We start from the raw sequence: 24,200 nt of genomic DNA on the forward strand, positions 1-24,200 counted from the left end.
GAATGGACACAACAATACTGCATTTGCCTTGCCCGCGCAGCCTGGCTAGTGGAAATCGCGGCTGCGTACATCCAGCCCATGGAGCATGGCGCTGACGTCGGCCATATGCCCGGCGATGACGTGGCGCACGCCGTCCTTGTGCTCGAACCGGCCCTTGACCTGCATCATCTGCGAACCCACCAGCACCCGCCGCTGGCGCTCGGCCAGATCTCGCCAGACCACCACGTTGATCATGCCGAATTCGTCTTCCAGGGTGACGAAGGTCACCCCGCTGGCGGTCGACGGCCGTTGCCGGCCCGTCACCAACCCGGCCACGGTCACCGGACGGCCGTGGGCCAGGCTTTGCAGGTCATGAGAACTGCGGCAGCGCAATGCTTGCAGACGCTCGCGCAGCATGGCCAACGGATGCGGACCGAGGGTGGTGCCCAGGCTGGCATAGTCGGCGTAGAGGTCTTCGCCGACACTGGGGACCGGCAAGGCCACGGGCTCTTCGCGCAGGCCGGGCACTTGGGCGAACAACGGCAACTGTTGCTCGACGCTGGCGACATCCCAGCGGGCCTGATGGCGATGCCCCACCAGGCCGAGCAAGGCATTGGCATCGGCCAGCTGTTCCAGGCTGCGATTATCCAGCGCACAGCGCCGGGCCAGGTCGGTGACGTCGCGGAACGGGCCTCCCAGGCGAGCCTGCTGCACGGCGCGACCGGCCTCTTCGCGCAGGCCCTTGACCATCCGCAACCCCAAGCGTATGGCCGGTTGCCTACCTTCGCCGGGCTGCAGGCTGCAGTCCCAGTCGCTGTGGCACACGTCCACGGCGAAGATCTGCAAATGATGGCGACGTGCATCCTGGAGGATCTGATCGGGACTGTAGAAGCCCATGGGCCAACTGTTGATCAGGGCGCAGGCAAAGGCTGCCGGCTCATGGCATTTGAGCCAGCAACTGGCGTAGGTCAACAAGGCGAAACTGGCCGCATGGGACTCGGGGAAACCGTAGCTGCCGAAGCCCTTGATCTGCTCGAAGATGCGTTCGGCGAACTCACGGGTATAGCCGTTCTTGAGCATGCCTTCGGTGAGGCGGAGCTGATGCGGTTCCAACCCGCCGTGGCGCTTCCAGGCGGCCATCGAACGGCGCAACTGGTCGGCCTCCCCTGGCGTATAGCCAGCGGCGACGATCGCCAGCTCCATCACCTGTTCCTGAAACAGCGGCACACCCAGCGTGCGTTCGAAGACTTTCTTCAGGGCCTCGGAGGGATAGCTCACGGCTTCCTCGCCGTTGCGCCGACGCAGATACGGATGAACCATGTCACCGACGATCGGCCCCGGCCGGACGATGGCGACTTCGATCACCAGATCGTAGAACGTCCTCGGCTTGAGGCGCGGAAGCATTGCCATCTGCGCCCGGGATTCGATCTGGAACACGCCGATGGTGTCGGCGCGGCTGATCATGGCGTAAGTCTGCGGGCACTCCTTGGGCAAGGTCGAAAGGGTCAGTTCGCGGCCACGGTAGCCGCGTACCAGATCGAAACAGCGGCGGATCGCGCTGAGCATGCCCAGAGCCAGAATGTCGACTTTCAACAGGCCCACGGCGTCCAGGTCATCCTTGTCCCACTGGATCACCGTGCGCTCGGCCATGGCGGCGTTCTCGACCGGAACCAGGGTGTGCAACGGGTGTTCGGAAATGACGAAGCCCCCCGGATGCTGGGACAGGTGACGGGGGAAACCGATCAGCTGCTCGGTCAGCGCCATCACCCGCTTGAGCACCGGGCTCTGGGTTTCGAATCCGGCCTCCACCAACCGCTCGAGTGGTGGCAGGTGGTCGCTCCAGCGCCCGAAGCAATCGGCCAGGGCGGTGATCTGATCTGCTGGCAGGCCCAATGCCCGTGCCACATCACGCACCGCGCCCGCCCCTCGATAGCTGCTGGCGACTGCGGTCAGGGCGGCACGCTCGCGACCGTAGCGACGGAACACGTATTGCAGCACTTCCTCGCGCCGCTCGTGTTCGAAATCCACGTCGATGTCCGGTGGCTCGTTGCGTTCCTTGGAGATGAAGCGCTCGAACAGCATGTGCGTTTCACGCGGGTCGAGCTCGGTGATGCCCAGGGCGAAACACACCACCGAGTTGGCGGCCGAGCCGCGTCCCTGGCAGAGAATGTGCCGCTCGCGGGCAAAACGGACGATGTCGTGGACGGTCAGGAAATAGCTTTCATAGCCCAGCTCGATGATCAGTTGCAGTTCCTTGTCGAGCAATGCCTGCACCTCGGGGTCCACTCCCGACGGCCAGCGCCAGCGCGCGCCCTGGGCACTCAGGTGGCGCAGCCAGGCACCGGCGTCGTAGCCACGCGGCACAAGCTCGCACGGATATTGATAGCGCAGCTGGCCCAGGTCGAAGCTGCAACGCCGGGCTATATTCAAGGTTTCCTGCAGCAGCGCGACGGGGTAGATGTCGGTCAGTTGAGACAGCCCGCGCAGATGGCGTTCGCCGTTGGCGAACAGCACATGCCCCGCTTCGGCCACCGGCACGTGATGGCGTATGGCAGTGATGGTGTCCTGCAGGGCACGCCTGCCGCGGGCATGCATGTGCACGTCGCCGCAGGCCACGGCCGGCAGGCCCAGGGTCTTGGCCAGGCCCAGCAGATTCTGCAGGCGCCGCTGGTCATTGGCGCCGCGGTGCAACTGCACGGCCACCCACAGGCGCTCGGCAAAACGCCCCTTGAGCCAATGGCCGTGGGCCAGATCGTGGGGTTCATCGGCTATCCACAATGCCAGCAAGCCGTCGCGTTCGACCTCGTCGAGGTCATCACGCAGCAACCGGTACTGGCCCTTGCTCGCGCGCCGTCGAGCCAGGGTGATCAAGCGGCACAGGGCCTGGTAGCCCTGGAGATTCTGCGCCAGCAGCACCAGCTTGGGGCCTTGTTCGATGCGCATTTCACTGCCGACGATCAACGTCATCGAATGGGCCTGGGCAGCCTGCCAGGCGCGCACGATACCGGCCATGGTGCATTCATCGGTGATCGCCAACGCTCGATAGCCCAGCGCCGCAGCCTTGGCGAACAGTTCCTGAGCGCTGGACGCGCCGCGCTGGAAGCTGAAGTTGGAAAGGCAATGCAGCTCGGCGTAGCCCTGGCTCATGCGAACCAACCCTGCAACAGCAACTGAGGGTCATCGCCCACTGCTCGGTAGGCCCACCCCCTTCGCCCTGTTGAGGTTTCGACCAGATAGTAGTCGCGGCGCACATCGCCACCGTCCCACCACCCCGATTCGATGCGTTCAGGCCCTGCCAGCACACGCAGGCCATGGGCGGGCAAAGGCTCGGCCTGTTCGAGCAACCAGCCTGGACGGGCTGCGCCCAGGTCTGGAGAGGCCGGCACCCAAGCACCATCGTTGCGCCAGGCCCGCTCGGGGCGATGGTCAGCGTGGGCGCGCAGATCCTGCAAAGCATCGTCGCCGAGGCGTGCTCGCAGGCGTTCGCGCAACTGCTCCCAGGGCTGGGTCTGTTGCGGTCGCTGGTCGAACAGCTCCTTGCAGGCAGGTACGAAGCGCGGCAGATCGAGCGCGCTCAACCGTACTACCTGCACAGGCCGGGGCACCTGCAGATGCTCGAAGCGCCCGCGGGCCAGTTCGAACAACAGCGCGGCGTCGCGCTCGGCAGCGAGCAAGCCGACTTCGACCAGGGTGTCCTCGCCCTCGGCATGCTTGAGATGCAGGGTGAAACGTTGCACCCCAACATCCCGCCCGGCCAGATACACCGCCAGGTCGTTGATCAGGCGCCGCAGGGGAAACAGCAGCGCCTGATGGGATTCCACATCGAAGTTGAGTTCGATGTGTTGATCGAATACATCTGCAGGAATGAAGAATTCCAGGGCCAGGGGCCGGTACCCGAGCAGGGTGTCCAGATGACTGAGCACTTGGGCCGAAAAGCGCCTGGCAAGTTGCGCCCTGGGCAGCGCCAACACCTGGCCCAGATGGCGCATACCCATGCGCTTGAGCGCGATGGCATCGGCGGCGGCAAGCCCGACCCGCTCCACCGGCAGGCGCTGGAGAACATCGGCCAGCGTCGATTGATCCTCGACGCTGAGACCGTCATAGGCGTTGGCCAGCATGCGTGCCGCAGCCGGGTTGGGGGCCAGGGTGATGCGATGGCGGAAGCCCAGGGCATCGAGTTCGCTGCGCAACCGCGCCTCGAACTGAGGCCATGGCCCGAACAGTCCAAGGGTCGACTGCACTTCGAGCAACAGCACCCGGGGGTAATGCACGCTGACCTGGGAACTGAACCGATAGGCCCACGCAGCCAGGAAACGCTGCCAGTGTTCGATCTGTGCCGGGTCGTAGGGTGCGGTGGCGAAATCACGGCTGAGCATGTAGGCGGCGGTGAGTGACTGCCCCGGTTTCATGCCCAGTTCACGTGCCGCCGGATTGACTGCTTGCAGCACGCGTCGCTGCAGCGGGCCGGTGACCAGGGCAAGCGGTTGCTGTGGGTCTTCGCGTTGGCGCAGCACGGCGTCGAGCGCCAGTTGCGGCAGCAGAATGCAGGCCCACAGCATGGCAATCTCAAACGTAACTGACGAAGGTGACGGGCATCGCGGGCGGCATCCCGCCGCGACATTTGAGTACTTGCACCTGCCCTGCAGGCGCATGCAGCGACAGCCGCAGCGCTGCCGGTGACGGGTTGAGCGCCGCCCGCTGTTCGCGCAAGGCAAAGCCCAGGGTCTCGCCGGTTTCTGCCGCCACCTGCAGGCGTCGCAAGGCCTTGTCATCAGGGTTCTGCGGCCAGCAGAGTACCGCTGCGCAGCTGCCGGAACGCAGGCATTGCTCGGCAGCCCACAAGGCATCCTTGCCTTGGGCCTTGAGCACGCAAAGATGCTGCAAACGGACACCCGCCGCCATCCAGGCATGGGGATAGGGAATGAACGGCGGTGCTATCAATACGATTCGTTCGCCCGCCTGGCTCAAGCGCGCCAGGGTCGGCCAGAGCAACTGCAATTCGCCACTGCCGTTGGCGGCAAGCAGGATTTCACTGAGTGCCGCCGGAGGCCACCCACCGTTGGGGAGCACGGCATCGAGGGCAGCATGACCGGTGGGCTGCAAGCCGCTGGGAGCGGTTTCCTGACGTCCGCGCCAGATACGGCGTTGGTCGATCAGGCCTTCCAGGCTGACCACGGCGCCCATCACTGCCCTGCCCTCGAGGCCAGGTTGCTGGGAGAATGAAAATAGGTGAGTGGGAGTAATCTGTTCATGGCTGCATTTTTACTACTGTATGCATGAACAGTAAAGCGTCTATTTTCAGTTCTCGCCACCAAGGGCGCCAACGGTACCGATCAGGCCGGCGTTGCCACCAGCAATTTGCGCAATGGGAAGCGCGATGCGCCGCTCCAACCGAGAAATTCCTGTTCCGGCATGGGCCGGGCGAAAAAGTAGCCCTGGGCTTCATCACAGCCCAGGGCGCGGATCATCTGCATGCACTTGAAGGTCTCGACACCTTCGGCCACGGTGCGGTAGCCCAGCTTGCGCGCCAGTTCCAGCACCGTCTGGACGATCAATTGATGCCGCGGGCTGTGCTCCATGCCGGTGATCATCGACTTGTCGAGTTTCACCACGTTGGCGGGTATTTCGTGCAGGTAGGAGAAATTGCTGTAGCCGGTGCCGAAATCATCGATCGCTACATCCACGCCCAATTCGCGGATGGCGGCCAGCTGTGTCAGCACCAGTGGGTTGGAACGCAGCCACTCGCCTTCGGTAATCTCGACCTCGAGGCGCTCGGGGTGGATGCCGTAGGTGCGACAGGCCGCGCTGATGACCTGAGTGATGTCGTGGCCGTCGAAATCCAGCGCGGAAAGATTCAGCGACAGTTTGGTCAGCACCGTTGCAGGCCATTGGGCCAGCTTGGCCAAGGCTGCGTCGATGACCCAGCGCGTCACACTATGGATCAACGCACTCTTTTCCAGCACCGGAATGAACTCGGCGGGCGAAACCGGCCCCAGCCGTGGATGCTCCCAGCGCAGCAACGCTTCGGCACTGACCTGATCACCCTCGGGCAAGGCGAAGCGTGGCTGGAACACCAATCGCAGTTGCCCGTCGCGCAGCGCCTGGGTCACATCGGACGCCAGTCGGAAGGACCTGCGATAGGCGTTGTCGCGCACGGGGTCGTACCACGCCCACGCCTGACCGCCGAGCAACGCCAGTTCGGCCGCGTACATGGCTTTGCGCAGTGCATCGCGGACCGCTTCGAAGCTGATCAGAAATGGCGTGACGCCAGCGCGCACGGTGGGTCTAACCGGCATGCCTTCTATCTGCGTGGGACAGCGCAAGGCGTGCACCAGCATGTCGAGATAGCCGCCGACATCGGCTTGCTCAGCGTCCAGCACGAAGGCGAAACGCTTGCGGCCGATGTGGTAGACCGGGCCCTGCCCCGCGCGCAGGCGCAGCAGCCGACGGGCTATGCAGCACAACAGGTTCTCGAATGGGACCATGCCCAGGGCCAGCGTCATGTCATGGGCCCAGGCGGTATCCACGGCATCGATCAGCACCAGGTGGCGGGACGCTCCCGGATGCTGCAGCAACAGATGGCCAAGGTCGGTGAGAAATTGTCGCCGGTCGGGTAACAGGGTCAGCCGGTCACAGGACACTAGAGCCTGGGCAGAAGCATGAACGGGATCGGACATGACACTTTCCTGCAGATGTCAGGCTCGAGCTTCCTGCGAGAGACCGGGCAATTTGAGAGAGGGCAATTCAATTGATGGCAAAATAACATCACCCTAAATACTTGCCAAGCGTCATCTGCCCGATAGCCGGTCCGCGAGCATCGGAACTGCCATCCGACACTGCTACACTGCGGCAAACCCTGGGATGGAATGGACGATTCATGCTCGAAGCCCTGCTGTTCGACCTCGATGGCACACTGACTGAAACCGACGCCTTGCACCTTCTCGCCGTGCAGCAATTGCTGGCCGAGGAAGGTCGCGAATTCACCCATGAAGAGTTCCAGTTGCATGCCAGCGGCCGGGCCAATGCCGACATGTGCCAGTACCTGTTTCCAGAGCGCTCGGTGGCGGAGCACGAAGCGTTCGCCGATCGCAAGGAAGCGCGCTTTCGCGAACTTGCACCGCAACTTGCGCCGATTGCCGGGCTGTTGCGTTTGCTCGACTATGCCGAACAGGCGCAACTTGGCATGGTGGTAGTGACCAACGCACCGCGTGCCAATGCCGAACACATGCTCGATGCCCTGGGTCTGGCCGAGCGCCTGCCGACAGTGGTGGTTGCCGAAGAGCTGGCACGCGCCAAACCCGATCCCCTGCCCTACCTGACCGGCCTGCAACGCTTGGGCGCACGCGCCGAGGCAGGCATTGCCTTCGAAGATTCGGTACCTGGAGTAACTGCTGCGGTTGCGGCTGGGCTGTTCACCGTGGCGCTGTCGACCAGCCAATCGGCGCAGACCCTGCGGTCCGCCGGGGCTAACCTGGTGATCGAATCCTTCGAGGATGAAAACCTCTGGATTCATATCGAAAAGATGCGCAATCCCCTGTAACCGCGAAACCGCCGACGCGGCTCGCCATCCCCTGTAGCAGCGGCGCAAGCCGCGTCCGGACTTACCGCGTTGGGCCAGATGCTCCGCGGATACCGCCGACGCGGCTCGCCATCCCCTGTAGCAGCGGCGCAAGCCGCGTCTGGGCTTACCGCGTTGGGCCAGATGCTCAGCGGATACCGCCGACGCGGCTTGCGCCGCTGCTACAGGGGGTTGTCGAGCAAGAAATTCCCCGGTCGCTGCGGGGCGTCGTTTTCGATTTCCGGTACCAACGCTTCATCCTTGAGGTGGACGCCCGACAGCTTGCGTTGCCAGGCCTCGCGCATCAGGTACTGCAACTTGTGCGCAGCGGTGGCATAGCTCAGGCCCTGCAGGCGCACATTGGAAATGCAGTTGCGTGCGGCATCGTTCAACCCCACTCGCGGTGCATAGGTGAAATACAGCCCGAGGCTGTCGGGCGAACTCAGGCCCGGCCGCTCACCGATCAGCAGTACCACCATGCGCGCGCCCAGTGCCTGCGCTACCTCGTCGGCCACGGCCACCCGTCCTTGCTCGACCAGGCACACCGGCGCCAGGCTCCAGCCCTCGTCACCCGCGATCTGCTCGATGCGTTGCAGCATGGGCAGCGCATGCCGGTGCACAGCCAGCGCGGAAAGACCGTCGGCGATCACCACCGCCAGATCGAACCCTGCCGAACTCTCGCCGGCGTGAGTGAGCAGCTGCTGCAGCGAAGCCTCGTCCAGGCGCCGACCCAGGTCAGGACGCTGCAGATAGACATGCCGGTCAGTCGCCGCGCTGTGCAGGCTCAAACTACCGGGACAAGCCTCGGCGAGCGCTGCCTTGTCGAACGGCAGGTGCACGGCATCGCGGGCTTGCGCATGGGCGTACTGGAAGTCCAGCTGTGCGCTGCTGGGCAAGCTGGTGCCGGCCCGGCCCAGGGCTATGCGCGCAGGTGTCAGTGCACGCAGCGCGCTCCAGGGGTCGCCTCGGGTGGGAGTGTTGTCGTTCATGGCTCACCTTCGAGCAGATGGATGGAGTCAGCCAAACCCTGGCCCGTCAACCCAGACGGGCCAGGGCCGTGCCGAACAACGGCGGAACACCCGTACCCAGCCGCAGCTGGCCGTCCTGCTGTTGCAGTATGTCCATGCGCGCCAGCCAATCTTCGAACTCCGGTGCCGGCCGCAGGCCCAGGGTCTTGCGCGCATACAAGGCATCGTGAAAAGAGGTGGTCTGGTAATTGAGCATGACGTCGTCCGACCCCGGAATGCCCATGATGAAATTGATACCGGCCACGCCCAGCAGGGTCAGCAGCATGTCCATGTCATCCTGGTCAGCCTCGGCATGATTGGTGTAGCAGATGTCGCAACCCATGGGCACACCCATCAGCTTGCCGCAGAAATGGTCCTCGAGCCCTGCGCGGATGATCTGCTTGCCGTTGTACAGGTATTCAGGGCCGATGAAGCCGACCACGGTATTGACCAGGAATGGGTCGAACCGCCGTGCTACCGCATAGGCCCGCGCCTCGCAGGTCTGCTGGTCGACCCCATGGTGGGCGTTGGCGGACAACGCACTGCCCTGCCCGGTTTCGAAGTACATCAGGTTGTTGCCCTGGGTGCCGCGCTTCAGGCTCAGGCCTGCTTCATGGCCTTCCTGCAACACCGCCAGGCTGACACCGAAGCTGCTGTTGGCCGCTTCGGTGCCGGCGATGGACTGGAACACCAGATCCAGCGGCACGCCGCGCTCGATGGCGGCTATCGAAGAGGTCACATGGGTCAGCACGCAGGATTGGGTCGGTATGCCGTAATGCTGGATCACGCCGTCGAGCATCTTCAGCAGCTCGCTGATGGCGCTGAGGCTATCGCTGGCCGGATTGATGCCGATCATGGCATCGCCGTTGCCATACAGCAGGCCATCCAGAACACTGGCAGCGATACCGGCCGGATCGTCCGTGGGATGGTTCGGCTGCAGCCGGGTCGACATCCGCCCACGCAGCCCTACCGTGTTGCGAAAACGCGTGACCACGCGAATCTTCTGCGCCACCAGGACTAGGTCCTGCACACGCATGATCTTCGACACGGCAGCGGCCATCTCCGGCGTGATGCCGGGCGCCAGGGCCCGCAGGCTGGCTTCGTTGGCTTCGTTGGCCTCGTCGCCGAGCAGCCAGTCACGAAAGCCGCCCACGGTCAGATGGCTGACCGCAGCGAAGGCCTGCGCATCGTGGGTATCGACGATCAGGCGGGTGACTTCATCCTCTTCATAGGGGATCAGCGCCTCGTGCAGAAAACGCGTGAGCGGCACGTCCGCCAGGGCCATCTGCGCCGCCGCCCGCTCGGCGTCGCTGCCGGCAGCAATTTCGGCCAGGTAGTCCCCCGAGCGTGCCGGACTGGCCTTGGCCATCAACTGCCGGAGACTGTCGAAGCGCCAGGTCTGCCCGGCGATGCTGTGCACGAAACTCATGCTGCCCTCCTCACTCGCTGGCCATTACGGGGTGGCTGTCGCCGCGGCTGCGCACGAATACGCAGAACAGCGAGCCGAGGCACATCAGACCGATGAAGATCCCGCAGATCATCGCATTGAACCACACCATCGCCACCAGACACACCAGCGCCAGCACCAGCGCAATGGCCGGCACCAGCGGATAGCCGGGCGCGCGGAAGGAACGCTCGAGCTGAGGTTCGCTGTGGCGCAGCTTGAACAGGCTGAGCATGCTCATGATGTACATGACGATGGCACCGAACACAGCCATGGTGATCATTGCCGCGGTCAGGCTCAGCCCCTGCAGGTTGACCAGCCCATCGCTGAAGATCGCCGCGATGCCCACCACCCCACCGGCGAGGATGGCGCGGTGCGGGGTGTGGAAGCGCGATAGCTTGGCCAGGCCCTTGGGCAGGAAACCCGCCCGTGCCAGCGCGAAGAACTGCCGTGAATAGCCCAGGATGATTCCGTGAAAGCTGGCGACCAGCCCGAACAGGCCGATCCATACCAGCATGTGCATCCAGTTGGAGTTCTCGCCCACCACGCCTTTCATGGCTTGCGGCAGCGGGTCGTTGATGTTCGCCAGGGCGCGCCAGTCGCCGACGCCGCCGGCGAAGATCATCACGCTGATGGCCAAGGTGACCAGGGTCAGGATCCCGGCGATGTAGGCCCGGGGAATGGTGCGTTTGGGGTCCTTGGCTTCCTCGGCGGCCATGGCCGCACCTTCGATGGCCAGGAAGAACCAGATGGCGAAAGGAATCGCCGCGAACATCCCGCTCAATGCACCGAGGCTGAACGTGTCGGACCCGGCCCAACCGCCCAGGGCGAAGTTGCTGAAACTGAACGCCGGCGCCACCACGCCCATGAACACCAGCAGTTCGAACACCGCCAGGATGGTCACCACCAGTTCGAAGGTGGCCGCAATGCTCACGCCGACAATGTTGAGGCTCATGAACACGGCATAGGCACCGACCGCGGCCCATTTGGGATCGAGTCCGGGAAACTGCACGTTGAGGTAGGCGCCGATGGCCATGGCGATGGCCGGCGGGGCGAAGACGAATTCGATCAGGGTCGCCAGCCCGGCAATCATGCCGCCTGCAGGGCCGAATGCGCGCAGGCTGTAGGCAAATGGACCACCCGCATTGGGAATGGCCGTGGTCAGTTCGGTGAAGCTGAAGATGAAGCAGGTGTACATCACAGCGACCATCAGCGTGGTGCAGAGGAAACCCAGGGTGCCGGCACTGCCCCAGCCATAGCTCCAGCCAAAGTATTCACCGGAGATCACCAGGCCAACGGCGATACCCCAAAGGTGCAGCGTGCCCAGCGTAGGTTTGAGTTTCGAAACGGTCATGGGGTGTGCCCTCGGAGACGGATGTGCGCATAGGAACGTTCCTGAAGGGTAACCATAGGCGCCAAGTGGCTACTTGACGCCTCGAAAGTGAAAGCAGCCCTACTCTCGATGGTCGAACCGCTGCGCCAGTCTGGGGCTTGCCGCGATTGACTGCCCCGATCCAACGCACCGATGCCCGCACTTCCCAGGCGGCGCAGGGCTGGGCCCACAGGAACGCCATTTCTTTGAAACATCTGCACACATCAAGCCAGTCCAAGCCTCTGCCAGGCACATCCTGGTTCGCTCATCCCGCAGAATGGCGAACCCAGAGCCACACTCATGGTCGCACTGAGGGAGCGACGTGCTCGGTCCGGGAGTTACCCACTCATGTTTCGCTTATTGCGCAGTTGCTTGACCCTGGCACTCCTGGCCGGCATAGCGGGATGTTCGCTGTTGCCCTCCAGGGATCCGGTTTCCATCAGTGTGGTGGGCATCGAGCCCTTGCCTGCGCAAGAGCTGGAGCTGCGCTTCGCCATCAAGCTGCGGCTGCAGAACCCCAACGAAACCGCCATCGACTACGACGGCATAGCGGTGAACCTGGACGTCAACGGCCAGCCGTTGGCCAGTGGCGTCAGCAGCCAGCACGGTCGTATCGAACGTTATTCGGAGGAAGTGCTGGCCGTGCCTGTGAGCGTGTCTGCGTTCACGGCGTTGCGCCAGGCCATGGGCCTCAATCCCGCCCAGAGCCTGAACGGCATGCCCTACCGATTGCATGGCAAGCTTGCCGGCGGACTGTTCGGAACGGTGCGCTTCAGCGACAGCGGTACCTTGAGCCTGCCGGCTGCAGCGGGCTATTGAAACCCGACGCTTGTGCAGGCGAATCCGGCAGCCCCTGGCTCAGCGTGCCGCAGCCATCAGCTTGTTCACTTCGGCACGCACCATGTTGGCGTACTCAGGGGGAGACATGCCGTCCAGCTCGGCGCGTACCCACTCGGCCCAACGCCCCTTGCGTTTGGCCTTTTCCCCGATGAGTCGGGCAGCGTCGGCCTTGGCCTTGCCCAGGTTGGCTTGCCACAGCTCGTAGAGACGGGCCTTTTCATCCTCGATCATGGCGCGCTCGGCCAGCGAACGATTAGCGAGATTGAAGCTCATTGCGAGTACCTGCCAGCAGAAAAAACAGGCGACATCTTACACGTCTGGACATGAAAACCTGTAGGAGCAAACGCTGCGCCTGAGCGCTGCATGCAACTTTCCAGGGCGCCGGGACTCAATCTTGCACTGCCTTAAATAAACACCAGGAGTGAGTGAAATGGCCCGTAGATCAAGTGCTGAATCGGCCGAGGATCAAATCAAGGATCAAGTTTTCAGCGAGCTGCTGGCGTTGATCGAAGAATCGGAAAAAATGCTCAGGGACGGCGCCTCCCTGGTGGGTGATGACGCCAATAGCCTGCGCGCGCAAGTCAATTCCAAGCTGGAGCATGTTTCGTACTCCCTGGCCGGGCTGCGCGAGCGCGCCAAGCCAGTGGTCGAAGCCACGCAAACCTACATCGGTGGCCATCCTTGGCAGACCGTTGCTGCTTCGGCAACCTGCGGCCTGTTGCTGGGGCTGCTGCTGGGCCGTCGCGACTGATCAGTCCGCACTGCACCCACAGATTTCACCCGTGTTCTCGCATCGTTGTTCCGGGCCGTCGATCGCAGCGGCCCTTCCTGCATCATTCTCCAGCCAAAGCCCGCAATCTTTCCAACTCTTCGACAGGCATCGAAATGCCCTGAGTCCTTGCCAGTGCGCGCTGGCGATAGCGCCTGTCGCCCGAGAGGCGCGATTGCCCGGCTTCATGCATGCGCTCGACCAGCTCGCGGCTACGTTCGGCAAAGTTCTGGCCAGCACGCTTGTCAGGGTCGATGACGATGATCAACTGCCCGGTCCAGGGCGTCTGCGCACCAGGATGACGTGTCCAATCGAACTCGAAGGAAAAATTTCCACCGGTGAGGGCCGCTGAAAGCAGCTCCACCATCATCGACAACGCCGAGCCTTTGTGGCCACCAAACGGCAGCAGCGCCCCGCCATCGAGAATTGCCGCCGGGTCGGTCGTCGGCTGCCCGTGCTTGTCGACACCGGCACCGACAGGCACGGGATGCCCGGCCCGTGCCGCGATCTGCACATCACCGTGGGCCAGTGCGCTGGTTGCCATGTCGAAGACCAGCGGATCCTTGCCTGCGCACGGCGCTGCGAAGGCGATCGGATTGGTGCCGAACAATGGCTTGGTGCCTCCATGGGGAACGACGCAGGTCATGCTGTTGACCACGCTCAGGGCCACCAGGCCTTCGGCAGCGAACGGTTCGACATCTGGCCAGAGCGCAGCAAAGTGATGGGAATTGCGGATCGCCAGCACGGCGATACCTGCCTCGCGTGCCTTGCTCACCAACAGCCCGCGCGCCGCGGCCAGTGCTGGCTGGGCAAAGCCACCGGCGGCATCCACTGCCACATAACCACTGGCAACGTCTTCGACCTGCGGACGCGCCTTGCCGTCCACCCAGCCGCTGGCCAGGGTGGAAAGGTAACCGGGAATGCGGAATGTGCCGTGGCTGTGGGCCCCGTCTCGTTGGGCAGTTGCACAGTTGTGAGCAAGAATGTCGGCCACCTCGGCAGAGGTGCCATGACGCAAGAAGATCTGACGCAGCAAGTGCGTCAGATCTTCGAAGGACAGCGATTGAACGGCGGGGTCGCTAGCAGGCATCGGGCATTTCCTGGCGTCAACGGAACGAGGCCCTAGTACGCCACACCCACCCGCCTCAGGACAAGCCCGCGGGCATCAGTCCTTCTGATCGCGCAGCACGTTGCCCGACTGGCCGTCGATACGGAACTCGTAGGCTACGCCGTCGGCTTTCTTGCCCTCACCTTCCCAGTAGCCGTTGTCGTCAGCTTCGATTTTCCACACTTCCGTGTAACCCTTGGACTTGGCGGTCTCGATGGCTTTCTCGATGGTGATCCAACCAGCGCCGGGCTTGTCGGCCAGCGCCAGGCCAGCGGTCATCAGGGCGGAAGTTGCAACGACGGCAGTCAAAGTCTTCTTGAACATGGGGCACTCCATAACAGTGATTGGTTTGTGCTGCACTGTCTTGGAGCGTCACCTCGAAAAATTAGTTCAAAGGCCGCCCGCTTACGGTCGCTTGACCTTGCGACGCAGCACACCGTTGATCACCACCACCAGTACGGCGATACCCATGGCAATGTACTGAAAGAGTTTTTCGGTGATGACGCCCTGGGTCTGCAGATAGGACAGCCCGAGCATGATCAGCAATACCACCAGGGCAATCAGCAAGGAATATTTGATACGTTGAGCTTGAGTCATGTAGAGGTCCTGACAGTCGTGTTGGCCCGGATTCTGTTGCCGGGATGTATCTGTTTGCATGCCATGTTACATCGCCAGGGACCACCGAGGCACAGTGTTCGAGCACATCGCCACGGCCAATGTCATGCCAATGACGGTATGGATTTCCCACGCAGTTGCCGGAACCTGCCCACAGCCAGAGACCTCTTGACTCCTAGAGCCTCAGGGGCGCCTGGACAAGAATGACCTCCGGCCGGATTGGCCAAGTGCTGCCACAAGGAAGTCACCATGAACACCCAACAGCTCCAGCAGATCGACGTCGAGCAACTTCCCCATTCGCTGCAGGTATTGATCGAATGCATCGGTGTCGAACAGGCCTACCGCCTGACCCAGCTCTACGGCGGACGCCCGCGCTACATCCCCAAACACCCGCAACGCACCGCCTTGGCGGAACATCTGGAAGCCGCAACGGTAGTGGCGTTGATCCAGCGCTTCGCCGGCATGGCCCTGGAAATTCCCAAGGCCGACCATTTCCTGCGCCAATGGCGCAACCAGCAGATCCACCACGAGACGCGCAACGGCACATCTCGCAGCGAACTGGCACACAAGTACGGCCTGAGCCAGCGGCAGATCGGCAATATCCGCCGAACCCTGGCCCTTTGAGCCTTCCCCCAGGCCCGACCCATGGGCCCGGGGTTGCCATCAGAAGTCGCGTTTGTAGAACAGATCCAGCGAGCTGGCGACGCCGCTGGCCACTTCCAGATACAAACGCTTGCTCAACAGATAGCGCAAAGCGATGGTATTGGCCGGCTCGAACACACCTACGCCATAGCGCAGGCTGAGCTTCTCGGAAATATTGCCGCTGGCAACCACACTGGTGGCATCGCCGCTGCCTTGGGTGTCGAGCTGGAAATCTTCGATGCCCAGGTCGGTGGCCAGTTTGCTGGTCACCCCCGAGCTGCCCATCAAACCCAGCCCGAGCGCTGCCTGGGCAAGCATGTTGTTGTCCTCGCCGCTGTTGCCCAACGGGCGGCCCAACACCAGGTAGGAGAGCGCCTGTTCCTGGCTCATGGTCGGTTCCGAGAACACTTCGCTGGTGGGTTGCTCGGCATTGCCGGTCAAGCGGATCCCGGCGATCACATCACCGGTGGTGCGGATCGCCTCGATGTCCAGGTACGGCTGACTGATTGGCCCGGCAAACAGCAAGCGCGCGCGGCGTATGGTCAGACGTTGGCCATAGGCGTTGTAGCGCCCGTCATTGAGGGCCAGTTCACCGCGCGTGTCCAGGTTGTCGCCGATATGAACATGGCCTGCCAGGTTGGCGCTCAGGCCGAAGCCGTTGAACGTGAGTTTTTCCTGGCCCACTTCCACATCGATATCAATCGCCATGGGCAACGGCGTCTTGCCCTGCTCGGTCTGGTTGCCGACGATGACCACGTCATCGGATAGCTTCACGGTGGACGGCGGCAATTGCCGAACCACGATGGCACCCTTGGGAATGAACACCTTGCCGACCACGGCGAGACGCTCGCCATTCATCTGGATGCGCAGGTCGGGCGCCGCTTCCAGGGTTGCATAGGGTTCGACATTGATCGGCAGCCGCGAGCCCTTGAGCTGCACGTCTACATCCAGGGCATCGGCCCAGGCGACGGTGCCGCCCAGCGACCCTTGGCCGGTCTTGCCGCTTTTCCAACTGCCCTGCAAACGCACGCTTTCACCGGCGATCTGCGCCTGCAACTGCAGGTCTTCAAGGGTGGTCGGCAGTTCCGGGCCGGCTAATTCGCCACCGCTGAGACGGACGTTGCCGTTGACCTGCGGTGCCATCAGAGAACCTGTGATCTGTCCGCTGCCATCGAGCTGCCCCTTGAGGGTTTCGACCATGGGCACGAAGGGCCGAGCGATGGAAAGGTCGAGCCCGGCCAGGCGGAAACTGCCGGTGACAGGCTTGCTCTCCGGGATCGGATCGATCTGCGCAATCACCTGCAATTGCCCCAGGCGATCCCCGCGGAAATTGAGCTCGGTATCGATTCGCTTCGGGTTCAGACGGCTGGTCAGACGCAGGGTTTGATAGGGGAAGTCGACCCACTGCTGGTCGTTGCGCACCCGCAAGGTGCCGTTGCCGGCATCGACCGTGATCTCACCGGCCGGACCGCTGGCGGGCACATCCACCGCCACGTCGGCATTGAGCAGGCCCTGCCAGGCGAAATCCTTCGGCAACCACTGGGCCAGGCTGTCCAGCGGGAACTGCTTGAGGTGGTAGCGCAGGCGCGGCTCGGGCGCCAGGCGCTGGTCTTCGCTACACAGGCTGGCCTGTCCTGAGCGCCAACAATGGGCACCGAAGTTGAGCTGCCCGCCAGCCAGGTATTCCAGGCGCGCTGGCGCCTGCAGGCGCCAGTCCTGGCCACCGGCCTGCACCGAACCGCTGGCCAGTCGCCCGCGCCAGCTGCTTTGTGCGGTGAAGCCTTTGTCCAGCGTACCGTCCAGACTGGTCGCCAGGGCCAGCTGAGGCCCCTTGAGATCCAGTTGCGCTTGCTGTCGCTTGATATCGCCCGAGGCCTTGGCGCTCAAGGTGCCCAGGTCGGTTGCACCTGCGCGAATGCCTGCAGCTGTCAAATCCAGCGTGCCGCGCTGGGCCCCATCGAGGCCGGCGTCCAGGGTCAGGTTCTGCAGACGGTTGCTGTCCATTGCCAACTGTTGGCCCACCAGCTTGAGCTTGCCCTGGGGTGCCTGCAGGGTACCTGCGGCATCCATCTGACCTTTCAACCGACCCTGCAGCCCGGGCCACAACTGCCCCAGGCGGGCCAGGTCGATGTCCAGCCGACCCTCGACTCGCTGCTGCAGGCTGCCTTGACCCTTGATGCGGTTATCACCCAGGCGAACGTCGAGGTTGCCCAGCGTCCAACGTTCGCCCGCGCCTTGGGCCTTGGCCTGGAGCACGGCCGGTTGCCCGCGCAAGCGGCCCTTGAGGTCCAGGTCGGCATCGAGGCTGAGTCGTTCGTTCTTGAATTCACCCGTACTGCGCAAAGGACCGGCAAGGCTGCCGGGCATCTGCGCGACCCAGTAGGCCGGATCGATGGCGCTCAAGGCGAGTGCCGTGTCCCAGGCGATGCCGTCGGCAAACTTCACGTTCAAGTGACCTGCCGCCTTGCCCTGCCCGGCCACCAGTTCCAGCTGGGGAAGGAAGACCTGCTGCAGGTCGCCGCTGAACGGCGTTACCAGGGTGAATGCACCGGCCGGGCCATCGAAGGCACCTTTCAGGTTGCCCAGGTACTTGCCGTCGCTGTAATCGATCTCGCCGTTGAAACGCCGCACCTTCACGGCTGGCTCGGCAATGACCGGATACAGGCGGTGCCAGGGGAAGTCCAGCCAGTCGATCCTGGCCTTCGCCGCCAGGCCTTGTTGCCAATCCAGAGAGCCAGACAGCCGCAGGTGCTGTTGCGCGCTGGACGAGATGTCCAACGCCTGCACCACGGCACCCTTGGCATCCACCCGCGCGCCAAGCAACAGGGTCATCGGCGACTGCTCGGCCGGCAGACTGGCCCGGCCATCGATGGCATAGCCAGCCTGCAGGTCACCCTTGGCGAGGAGTTCCAGCTGATTGAAAGCCAGGGTGTCGGGCAGCCCGGCGCTGGGTTTGAACGCCTCGCTCTGAATGCGCAACTGCGCAGGCAAATGCTCGGCCAGCGGCTGCACTGTGCCGGTGATCAGCGCGGGCAGGTAGCCGCTGCTCTCGCCGTCCAGGGTCAGTGTGTCCAGCAGATCGCCCGTGGCGTTGAGGGTGACCTGCCAGGGCTTGTCGTCCACTGCGGGCAGTTGCACCTGGGCGTCGAGATCGAGTGGCCATTGACCGCCAGGACGCAGAGTGCCGTGCACATCCAGCACCAGTTCATCGCGCTGCAGGTGGGCTCGGTCGATCTTGAGGCCGTCGGTGGTCCAGTGCGCCGCCAGCTCCAGACCGCTCAGCTGTTGCACCCCATCCAGCTCCAGGCTATCGATACGCACATCGCCAAGTTCTATCGCGATGGGCAATTGCAGATCGGGCAGTACGATCGGACCGCTGCTGGCAGGCTCTTCGCTGGCAGGCAACTGCGCAAGAATGGCGCCGGTGTGCAAGGTGTCGATGCACAGGGTCATGCGCCACAGGCAAGCGGGTGACCAGGCCAGCTCAAGCGCCTGCACCTCGACTCGGGTCGCCTGTTGCTGCCATACCAGCCTGTCGGCCTGCCAATGCCCGCCCAGCCTGCCACTGAAGTTTTCCAGGGTCAGTCCGGGCACGCGAGCCAGCGCCCAGCGGCTGCCGGCTTGCGTGCCCAATACCAGCGACACGGCCACGATCACGGTCAGCAGCAAGGCTGCGACCGCGCCTAAGGAGATCAGCAGACCTCGTTTCACTGCGGGCTTCATAGTTCCGGCCCCATGGAAAAGTGCAGGCGCACGCCACCGTCGTCATCCATGGCGTGGGCCAGATCGAGACGAATCGGGCCTACCGGGGAGACCCAGCGTACGCCCACGCCGATGCCCGTCTTGAGGTCGGCGAACTTGAGGTCGTTGAACGAGTTGCCCTTGTCGATAAAGGTCGCCAGGCGCCATTTCTCGGCAATCGAGTACTGGTATTCCACGCTGCCGGCCACCATGTAGCGTCCACCGATGCGGTCGCCATCTGAGTTTTCCGGAGACAGGGTCTGGTAATCGTAGCCACGCACGCTCTGATCGCCACCGGCAAAGAAGCGCAGCGAAGGCGGAACGGATTTGTAACCGTTGGTGGCGTTGCCGCCCAACTGCACTCGGCCAAGCAAGCGATGATTCTGCGCCACGGTGGTCAAGCCCTTGAGCATTACGTTGCCATGCAACAGGTTGGTGTCCGACATCAGCCCTTCCTTGGCCACTTGCGCATCGAACTGCACACGGTAGCCATTGTGCGGGTCGACCTTGTTGTCGCTCTTGAGGTAGGTGTAGCTGATGCCTGGCATCAACAGGGTACTCAGGCCGGTGTCGTCGCCCAACCGGTATTCTTCGCGTTGCCACTTCAGCGAGATGACTCGCTGCCAGCCGCTGGGTAGCTTGCTGTGCCATTCCGGGCCGAATGTCAGCAGTTTGCTCAGGCTGTCGGTGTCGGCCAGCTCTTCGTATTGGTAGCCACCAGCCCAGCGCAGTTTGTCGGTGAGGGGTGGATCCAGGGGGATGTCATACCAGAGCCCGACGTTCTGCCGAGGCGCGGAAAGCTCCATTTCCGCACCATAGCTGTGGCCCTGGGGATTGACCCAGTGGCGGGTCCAGTTGGCTTTGCCCCGCGGCCCCACATCGGTCGAATAACCCAGGCCCAACCCCATGGTCCGGGGCTTGCGCGTGGTCAGTTGCACGTCCACGGGAATGACCCGCTCGGTGGCTGCCGTTGGCGCCGCGTCGACCCGCACGCCTTCGAAATAGCCACTCGATTGCAGCGCCTGGTTCAGCTCGGCAATCAGTTCGGAATCGTAGGCGGTGTCTTCCTTGAAGGGCACCATGCGCTGCAGCAGTTCATCGTCGAAAGGCGTGTCGCCCTGGAAACTGACCTTGCCCAGCTTGAACCGCGGACCGCTGTTGTACACCAGTTCGATGTCGGCCAGGCCTGCCCGTGGGTCGACGGCCAGGCGCTGCTTGCTGAAGGTGCCACTGAAGAATCCATAGCGCGAGGCCTGGTTCTGTATCAGCTGCTTGGCATTCTCGTACTGACCGTGGTTGAGCACCGCGCCAGGAGCCAGCTCGCGACTGTGCGGCACGCGGAAGGCCTTCAATTGCGCCGCCGGACCTTCGACACGTACGGTGACGTTGCGCAGATGTATAGGCTCTCCCGGCTCAATGTGCAGCAGCAGGCGAGGATTTTCTCCCGGCTGTACTTCGCTGCTCACTCGCGCTTGGTAATAGCCCAACGCCTGCGCCGCTTTCTGCGCCTGCTCCTCGGCCCCGCGACTGAAGCGCAACAGTGCCTCGCCGTCACGATCGCCCAGGCTGCCGATATAGCCTTCGACATTGCTCTTGAGCGCCGCATTGGCAGGGTTGATGCGCACATCGAGTACGCTTTGGGCCTGAGCCGCCATACATGCAACCAGCAGCGCCAGGCTGCCGGCCAATCGTCCTGAATAGTTCATAGGCGAATGCTATCACGACCTGTACGTCGATTTGGACCCTGCCAGGCGTCGTGGATGACTGGAGTTCAGCCTTGTGCGTAACCGACTGTTTCAGAACTGCGGACCGTTTCAGGGCTGGGATGGAAGAACACGTGCTCGACCACCGGACCCAATGGCACTTCGCCGATCTGGGTATAGCCTTGCCGTTCGAAGAACGCCAGATAGCGCGGATTGCCGGTGTCCAACACCACGCCTTCGGACGTCGGGTCCTGGGCGCACCAGTTGTGTACCGCCGTCAGCAGTTGCTCGGCCAGTTCAGGGCCCTGGTAATCGGGATGCAGCCCCATCAGCGGCAGCACATGCACCGCATCCGAAGGCAGGCAATGCTGCACGGCGTGATGGTATTCAAGATAACGGCGAGTACCTTCCACGCCGGTGCCCAGCATCATCCGCCATTGCCAGGCCCAGCTCTCGGTGATGCCCAGGCGACGCTGGGGTGGCGCTACCAGCGCAACGCCGGCCAGACGGTCATCGAAGAACAGGCCCAGCGCCGGTAGGTCCTGGAGGAAGTGCTGATTGACCAGTTGCCGCACCGTGGAACGCACGCGGCGCTCGAACCCAGGACGATCGGCTTCGAACAGGTAGGCAAAGGTCGGGTCAAGCAGGTAGGTCTGGTAGAGCAGCGCGCGGGTTTCCCGAGCGTAACCACCATCGAGCTGACGTACTTCTGCAGCGGTGGTCGAGGTCTGGAGCATGGAGGTCTGTCCTTGGCGAGTGCAACGAGTAGTCAATGGACGATGCGCGGCGGCAGGGGTTCCGTGCCCGGGGCAGGCAAATCACGCTGGATTGCACGCCGCCGCGCTGGTCGCTTGCGCCACACTCCGTTAGCATCGCGCATTTGCCAGGATCCGCGACCATGAAAATCGTCTCGTTCAACATCAACGGCTTGCGCGCCCGCCCGCATCAGCTGGCGGCCTTGATCGACAAGCACCAGCCCGATGTGATCGGGCTGCAGGAAACCAAGGTGTCGGACGAGCAGTTTCCGCAGGCCGAGGTCGAGGCGCTGGGCTATCACGTGCACTTTCATGGGCAGAAAGGGCACTACGGGGTTGCGCTGCTTTCTCGCGCCGCCCCGCTGAGTATCGACAAAGGCTTCGCCGGTGACGAAGACGACGCTCAACGCCGCTTCATCCGTGGCACATTCGCCGATGCCCAGGGCCAGGTCGTCACGGTGATGAACGGCTACTTCCCGCAAGGTGAAAGTCGCGATCACCCGACCAAGTTTCCCGCCAAACGACGCTTCTACAGCGACCTGCAGAGCTTGCTGGAAAGCGGCTTCAGCAACGATCAGCCATTGATCGTGATGGGCGATGTGAACATTTCGCCCCAGGATTGCGACATTGGTATCGGGGCGGACAACGCCAAGCGTTGGCTGAAGACGGGCAAGTGCAGCTTCTTGCCCGAAGAACGCGAATGGATGCAACGGTTGCAGGACTGGGGGCTGGTCGACAGCTTCCGTCACCTGCACCCGGAGGTGGCCGACCGGTTCAGCTGGTTCGATTATCGCAGCCGCGGCTTCGAAGACCAGCCCAAGCGCGGCCTGCGCATCGATGTGATTTTGGCATCCCGCGGGCTGCTGCCGCAGGTTCGGGCCGCCGGTATCGACTACGACCTGCGCGCCATGGAAAAACCTTCGGACCATGCCCCGATCTGGTTGGAATTGGGGCCCTTGTAACGACCGTACGGGAATTGGCGCCGCGCCCGGACGCGGCTTGCGCCGCTGCTACAGGGGTTGCGTGCGTCTGCTGGGTTGCGGGGCTGGCGGACGCGGCTTGCGCCGCTGCTACAGGGGTTGCAGGGCGCTGGGGGTGTGGTTTTTGTAGCAGCGGCGCGAGCCGCGTCGGCGGTGCATGGGGTTGGCCTGCAGCATCGCCGTACGGCTTTTGAGGTGGGGGTTATTGCGTCTTGGCCTGCTGATCGAGCTGGGCGCGAAGTTCCGGGGCCAGGTTCAGGGCGGCTGCCAGTTGGTCGAGCCAGGCCCGCTCGCCGGCATCCTGCTGACCCATGAGCATCACGCTGGCGAGGTACATCTCTGCTGCCATCGCTGGGCCATCCGCGGCACTGGCCAGCTCTTGCGCGTCCAGCGGCCGCGCCAATTCTGCGTCCAGCCACTGCTGCAACTGCGCATCCTCGGCATGCTCGGTCAATTCGGCGCGAATCGCGGCTTCCTCTTGTGCATCCACCCGGCCATCGGCCTTGGCCGCGGCAATCAACGCGCGCAAAATCGCATGGCTGTGGCCTTCAACTTCGGACTCGGACAGCTGATCGATTGTGCGCAACGCTTGCTGGGGTGCGGCTGCCTGCTGTTGCTGCCAGGTCTGATAGGCCTTGTAAGCCATCATTGCCAACGACGCCATGGCAGTGTACTTGCTCGAACCGGAACGACTGCCCCCGCTTCCGCCCAGCATGCCACCCAGCAAACCGCCGAGCCCACCCAGCCCGGCGCCGCCCGATGCGCCGCGACCGCCACCGAGCAGTCCGCCCAGCAAACCGCCCAGTCCGCCCTGCCCTTTGGCAGCGCCAGGCTGGCCGGCCGAGGATTGTCCGCTGCGACCGCGCAGCAGTTGTTCAAGTAGATCACTGGTATTCATGGCAAGGCTCTCTCTGTGTGGCGATAAGGAGTGCAACACCATAGATCATCGAGCGGCCGGGCGGGTTCAGCGCAACCTGTAGGCGCCGCCCTCAGAACCAGCGATCGTTACGCTTGCGACCACGCGTCATCATCGGCAGGATCAGCCCGGCCAGCAAACCAGCACCGGCAATGCTGCCGCCATAGACCATGTAGCTCATCATGACGTGCTTGTTTTCATCACCCAACTTCGCCTGGGTGCTGCGCAATTCGGACTGGGCATCGCTGAGCTCGGCGTTCAGCGCCTTGCTGCGCGCTTCCAGCTCGTCGATCAGCTTCTTGCGCGCATCCAGGGTTTCCTGCATGCCCTGGACTCGGTTCTTCCAGCTGTCATCGATGGACTGCAGCTTGCCGCTCAGATCGGCCACCTGCTGCGTCAGCAGCGGAACGTGTTCGGCAGGGCCGGGGGTGGGTTGCAGGTCGCTGCTGGGGATCCAGACACTGGAACCACCCTCGCCGCGCACCTGGCTGTAGTCACCCTGAGTGGAAAGCAATTCGACTTTCTGACCGGACTTCAAGCTGCCGACGATGCGATAGCCATCGGTCGGGCCGCTGCGCACGAAGGTACTGAGGTTGTCGCTGACCCAGCGGCTGGTGTCGGGTGCTTCTTCGCCATGCGCAGGGCCGACAGTGAACAACAGCCCGGTGAACAGGCCGGTGGCAACCAGGCGGGTGCGGCTGAATACGGTAGAAAGACGTTGAGATGAGGGCATGGCGATCTTCACATGAATAAGAAAAAAGGCCCCGATGA

Annotated in this window: 21 protein-coding genes; 5 read left to right on the forward strand and 16 right to left on the reverse strand. The window is 63.3% G+C overall.

Annotated elements, in window-relative coordinates; genetic code table 11:
• Positions 1 to 45: 45 nt before the first annotated feature.
• The 4 genes from IFU31_RS01420 to IFU31_RS01435 form a co-directional block, all read right to left on the reverse strand.
• A complete protein-coding gene (locus IFU31_RS01420) occupies positions 46 to 3,126 on the reverse strand; it encodes an error-prone DNA polymerase (protein ID WP_192102069.1) in 3,081 nt (1,026 codons plus the stop codon).
• Positions 3,123 to 4,538: a Y-family DNA polymerase gene (locus IFU31_RS01425; RefSeq protein ID WP_192102070.1), complete on the reverse strand. Its 1,416-nt coding sequence runs from the start codon at positions 4,536 to 4,538 to the stop codon at positions 3,123 to 3,125. Before IFU31_RS01425 ends, IFU31_RS01420 begins: the two co-directional genes overlap by 4 nt.
• Positions 4,539 to 4,545: 7 nt before the next feature.
• Positions 4,546 to 5,163: a translesion DNA synthesis-associated protein ImuA gene (gene imuA / locus IFU31_RS01430; RefSeq protein ID WP_192102071.1), complete on the reverse strand. Its 618-nt coding sequence runs from the start codon at positions 5,161 to 5,163 to the stop codon at positions 4,546 to 4,548.
• A 149-nt stretch (positions 5,164 to 5,312) separates the two neighbouring features.
• Positions 5,313 to 6,656, reverse strand: coding sequence for a putative bifunctional diguanylate cyclase/phosphodiesterase (locus IFU31_RS01435; RefSeq protein WP_192102072.1), 1,344 nt, complete (start codon positions 6,654 to 6,656; stop codon positions 5,313 to 5,315).
• Between the two features lie 200 nt (positions 6,657 to 6,856).
• Between IFU31_RS01435 and IFU31_RS01440 the strand changes: the two genes are divergently transcribed.
• On the forward strand, positions 6,857 to 7,519 hold the full coding sequence (locus tag IFU31_RS01440; RefSeq protein WP_185793438.1) for an HAD family hydrolase: 663 nt from the start codon (positions 6,857 to 6,859) through the stop codon (positions 7,517 to 7,519).
• A gap of 200 nt (positions 7,520 to 7,719) precedes the next feature.
• On the opposite strand, the gene eutC is transcribed toward IFU31_RS01440, so the two are convergent.
• The 3 genes from eutC to eat are packed head-to-tail and all read right to left on the reverse strand — an operon-like array spanning position 7,720 to position 11,342.
• Positions 7,720 to 8,526 carry an ethanolamine ammonia-lyase subunit EutC gene (eutC, locus tag IFU31_RS01445; protein ID WP_192102073.1) on the reverse strand — a complete coding sequence of 269 codons (807 nt, stop codon included), beginning with the start codon at positions 8,524 to 8,526 and terminating at the stop codon, positions 7,720 to 7,722.
• 46 nt (positions 8,527 to 8,572) lie between these two features.
• On the reverse strand, positions 8,573 to 9,973 hold the full coding sequence (locus tag IFU31_RS01450) for an ethanolamine ammonia-lyase subunit EutB (RefSeq protein ID WP_192102074.1): 1,401 nt from the start codon (positions 9,971 to 9,973) through the stop codon (positions 8,573 to 8,575).
• A gap of 10 nt (positions 9,974 to 9,983) precedes the next feature.
• Positions 9,984 to 11,342, reverse strand: coding sequence for an ethanolamine permease (gene eat, locus IFU31_RS01455; RefSeq protein WP_192102075.1), 1,359 nt, complete (start codon positions 11,340 to 11,342; stop codon positions 9,984 to 9,986).
• A gap of 366 nt (positions 11,343 to 11,708) precedes the next feature.
• On the opposite strand from eat, the gene IFU31_RS01460 reads away from it, so the two are divergent.
• A complete protein-coding gene (locus IFU31_RS01460; RefSeq protein ID WP_192102076.1) occupies positions 11,709 to 12,179 on the forward strand; it encodes an LEA type 2 family protein in 471 nt (156 codons plus the stop codon).
• A gap of 39 nt (positions 12,180 to 12,218) precedes the next feature.
• Here the strand turns inward: IFU31_RS01460 and IFU31_RS01465 are convergent, their stop codons facing one another.
• Positions 12,219 to 12,473, reverse strand: a complete 255-nt coding sequence (locus tag IFU31_RS01465; RefSeq protein ID WP_122476946.1) for a hypothetical protein — start codon at positions 12,471 to 12,473, stop codon at positions 12,219 to 12,221.
• Positions 12,474 to 12,630: 157 nt separating this feature from the next.
• On the opposite strand from IFU31_RS01465, the gene IFU31_RS01470 reads away from it, so the two are divergent.
• On the forward strand, positions 12,631 to 12,951 hold the full coding sequence (locus IFU31_RS01470) for a DUF883 family protein (protein WP_122476944.1): 321 nt from the start codon (positions 12,631 to 12,633) through the stop codon (positions 12,949 to 12,951).
• Between the two features lie 82 nt (positions 12,952 to 13,033).
• On the opposite strand, the gene IFU31_RS01475 is transcribed toward IFU31_RS01470, so the two are convergent.
• The 3 genes from IFU31_RS01475 to IFU31_RS01485 form a co-directional block, all read right to left on the reverse strand.
• Complete coding sequence (locus tag IFU31_RS01475) at positions 13,034 to 14,059, reverse strand: Ldh family oxidoreductase (protein WP_192102077.1); 1,026 nt, start codon at positions 14,057 to 14,059, stop codon at positions 13,034 to 13,036.
• A 75-nt stretch (positions 14,060 to 14,134) separates the two neighbouring features.
• Positions 14,135 to 14,401 carry a PepSY domain-containing protein gene (locus tag IFU31_RS01480; RefSeq protein ID WP_122476941.1) on the reverse strand — a complete coding sequence of 89 codons (267 nt, stop codon included), beginning with the start codon at positions 14,399 to 14,401 and terminating at the stop codon, positions 14,135 to 14,137.
• An 81-nt stretch (positions 14,402 to 14,482) separates the two neighbouring features.
• Positions 14,483 to 14,674 carry a hypothetical protein gene (locus tag IFU31_RS01485; RefSeq protein WP_185793444.1) on the reverse strand — a complete coding sequence of 64 codons (192 nt, stop codon included), beginning with the start codon at positions 14,672 to 14,674 and terminating at the stop codon, positions 14,483 to 14,485.
• A 267-nt stretch (positions 14,675 to 14,941) separates the two neighbouring features.
• Between IFU31_RS01485 and IFU31_RS01490 the strand changes: the two genes are divergently transcribed.
• The gene (locus tag IFU31_RS01490) at positions 14,942 to 15,316 is read left to right on the forward strand and encodes a Mor transcription activator family protein (RefSeq protein WP_185793445.1); all 375 of its coding nucleotides are present in this window, start codon (positions 14,942 to 14,944) and stop codon (positions 15,314 to 15,316) included.
• Between the two features lie 39 nt (positions 15,317 to 15,355).
• Here the strand turns inward: IFU31_RS01490 and IFU31_RS01495 are convergent, their stop codons facing one another.
• The 3 genes from IFU31_RS01495 to IFU31_RS01505 form a co-directional block, all read right to left on the reverse strand.
• Entirely contained in the window at positions 15,356 to 19,045 is a 3,690-nt protein-coding gene (locus tag IFU31_RS01495) for a translocation/assembly module TamB domain-containing protein (protein ID WP_192102078.1), read from the reverse strand.
• Positions 19,046 to 19,053: 8 nt separating this feature from the next.
• Entirely contained in the window at positions 19,054 to 20,781 is a 1,728-nt protein-coding gene (locus IFU31_RS01500) for an autotransporter assembly complex protein TamA (protein ID WP_122476936.1), read from the reverse strand.
• Between the two features lie 65 nt (positions 20,782 to 20,846).
• The gene (locus IFU31_RS01505) at positions 20,847 to 21,515 is read right to left on the reverse strand and encodes a GNAT family N-acetyltransferase (protein WP_192102079.1); all 669 of its coding nucleotides are present in this window, start codon (positions 21,513 to 21,515) and stop codon (positions 20,847 to 20,849) included.
• Between the two features lie 161 nt (positions 21,516 to 21,676).
• Between IFU31_RS01505 and xthA the strand changes: the two genes are divergently transcribed.
• Positions 21,677 to 22,495, forward strand: a complete 819-nt coding sequence (gene xthA / locus IFU31_RS01510; RefSeq protein ID WP_192056255.1) for an exodeoxyribonuclease III — start codon at positions 21,677 to 21,679, stop codon at positions 22,493 to 22,495.
• A gap of 220 nt (positions 22,496 to 22,715) precedes the next feature.
• Here xthA and IFU31_RS01515 read toward each other — a convergent pair whose 3' ends face one another.
• Complete coding sequence (locus tag IFU31_RS01515; protein ID WP_192102080.1) at positions 22,716 to 23,411, reverse strand: DUF533 domain-containing protein; 696 nt, start codon at positions 23,409 to 23,411, stop codon at positions 22,716 to 22,718.
• A gap of 91 nt (positions 23,412 to 23,502) precedes the next feature.
• Positions 23,503 to 24,162, reverse strand: coding sequence for a TIGR04211 family SH3 domain-containing protein (locus IFU31_RS01520; protein ID WP_122476930.1), 660 nt, complete (start codon positions 24,160 to 24,162; stop codon positions 23,503 to 23,505).
• Between the last annotated feature and the right edge of the window lie 38 nt (positions 24,163 to 24,200).

The organism is Pseudomonas sp. CFBP 13602 (assembly GCF_014842725.1).
GTDB lineage: Bacteria > Pseudomonadota > Gammaproteobacteria > Pseudomonadales > Pseudomonadaceae > Aquipseudomonas > Aquipseudomonas baltica.

Coding starts and splice junctions, on each gene's coding strand:
- IFU31_RS01480 (WP_122476941.1), bottom strand. CDS start 14,401: ATGTTCAAGAAGACTTTGACTGCCGTCGTTGCAACTTCCGCCCTGATG.
- IFU31_RS01475 (WP_192102077.1), bottom strand. CDS start 14,059: ATGCCTGCTAGCGACCCCGCCGTTCAATCGCTGTCCTTCGAAGATCTG.
- IFU31_RS01425 (WP_192102070.1), bottom strand. CDS start 4,538: ATGCTGTGGGCCTGCATTCTGCTGCCGCAACTGGCGCTCGACGCCGTG.
- IFU31_RS01505 (WP_192102079.1), bottom strand. CDS start 21,515: ATGCTCCAGACCTCGACCACCGCTGCAGAAGTACGTCAGCTCGATGGT.
- IFU31_RS01460 (WP_192102076.1), top strand. CDS start 11,709: ATGTTTCGCTTATTGCGCAGTTGCTTGACCCTGGCACTCCTGGCCGGC.
- IFU31_RS01435 (WP_192102072.1), bottom strand. CDS start 6,656: ATGTCCGATCCCGTTCATGCTTCTGCCCAGGCTCTAGTGTCCTGTGAC.
- IFU31_RS01500 (WP_122476936.1), bottom strand. CDS start 20,781: ATGAACTATTCAGGACGATTGGCCGGCAGCCTGGCGCTGCTGGTTGCA.
- imuA (WP_192102071.1), bottom strand. CDS start 5,163: ATGGGCGCCGTGGTCAGCCTGGAAGGCCTGATCGACCAACGCCGTATC.
- IFU31_RS01490 (WP_185793445.1), top strand. CDS start 14,942: ATGAACACCCAACAGCTCCAGCAGATCGACGTCGAGCAACTTCCCCAT.
- eutC (WP_192102073.1), bottom strand. CDS start 8,526: ATGAACGACAACACTCCCACCCGAGGCGACCCCTGGAGCGCGCTGCGT.
- IFU31_RS01485 (WP_185793444.1), bottom strand. CDS start 14,674: ATGACTCAAGCTCAACGTATCAAATATTCCTTGCTGATTGCCCTGGTG.
- IFU31_RS01515 (WP_192102080.1), bottom strand. CDS start 23,411: ATGAATACCAGTGATCTACTTGAACAACTGCTGCGCGGTCGCAGCGGA.
- IFU31_RS01470 (WP_122476944.1), top strand. CDS start 12,631: ATGGCCCGTAGATCAAGTGCTGAATCGGCCGAGGATCAAATCAAGGAT.
- IFU31_RS01440 (WP_185793438.1), top strand. CDS start 6,857: ATGCTCGAAGCCCTGCTGTTCGACCTCGATGGCACACTGACTGAAACC.
- IFU31_RS01420 (WP_192102069.1), bottom strand. CDS start 3,126: ATGAGCCAGGGCTACGCCGAGCTGCATTGCCTTTCCAACTTCAGCTTC.
- IFU31_RS01465 (WP_122476946.1), bottom strand. CDS start 12,473: ATGAGCTTCAATCTCGCTAATCGTTCGCTGGCCGAGCGCGCCATGATC.
- IFU31_RS01520 (WP_122476930.1), bottom strand. CDS start 24,162: ATGCCCTCATCTCAACGTCTTTCTACCGTATTCAGCCGCACCCGCCTG.
- xthA (WP_192056255.1), top strand. CDS start 21,677: ATGAAAATCGTCTCGTTCAACATCAACGGCTTGCGCGCCCGCCCGCAT.
- IFU31_RS01450 (WP_192102074.1), bottom strand. CDS start 9,973: ATGAGTTTCGTGCACAGCATCGCCGGGCAGACCTGGCGCTTCGACAGT.
- eat (WP_192102075.1), bottom strand. CDS start 11,342: ATGACCGTTTCGAAACTCAAACCTACGCTGGGCACGCTGCACCTTTGG.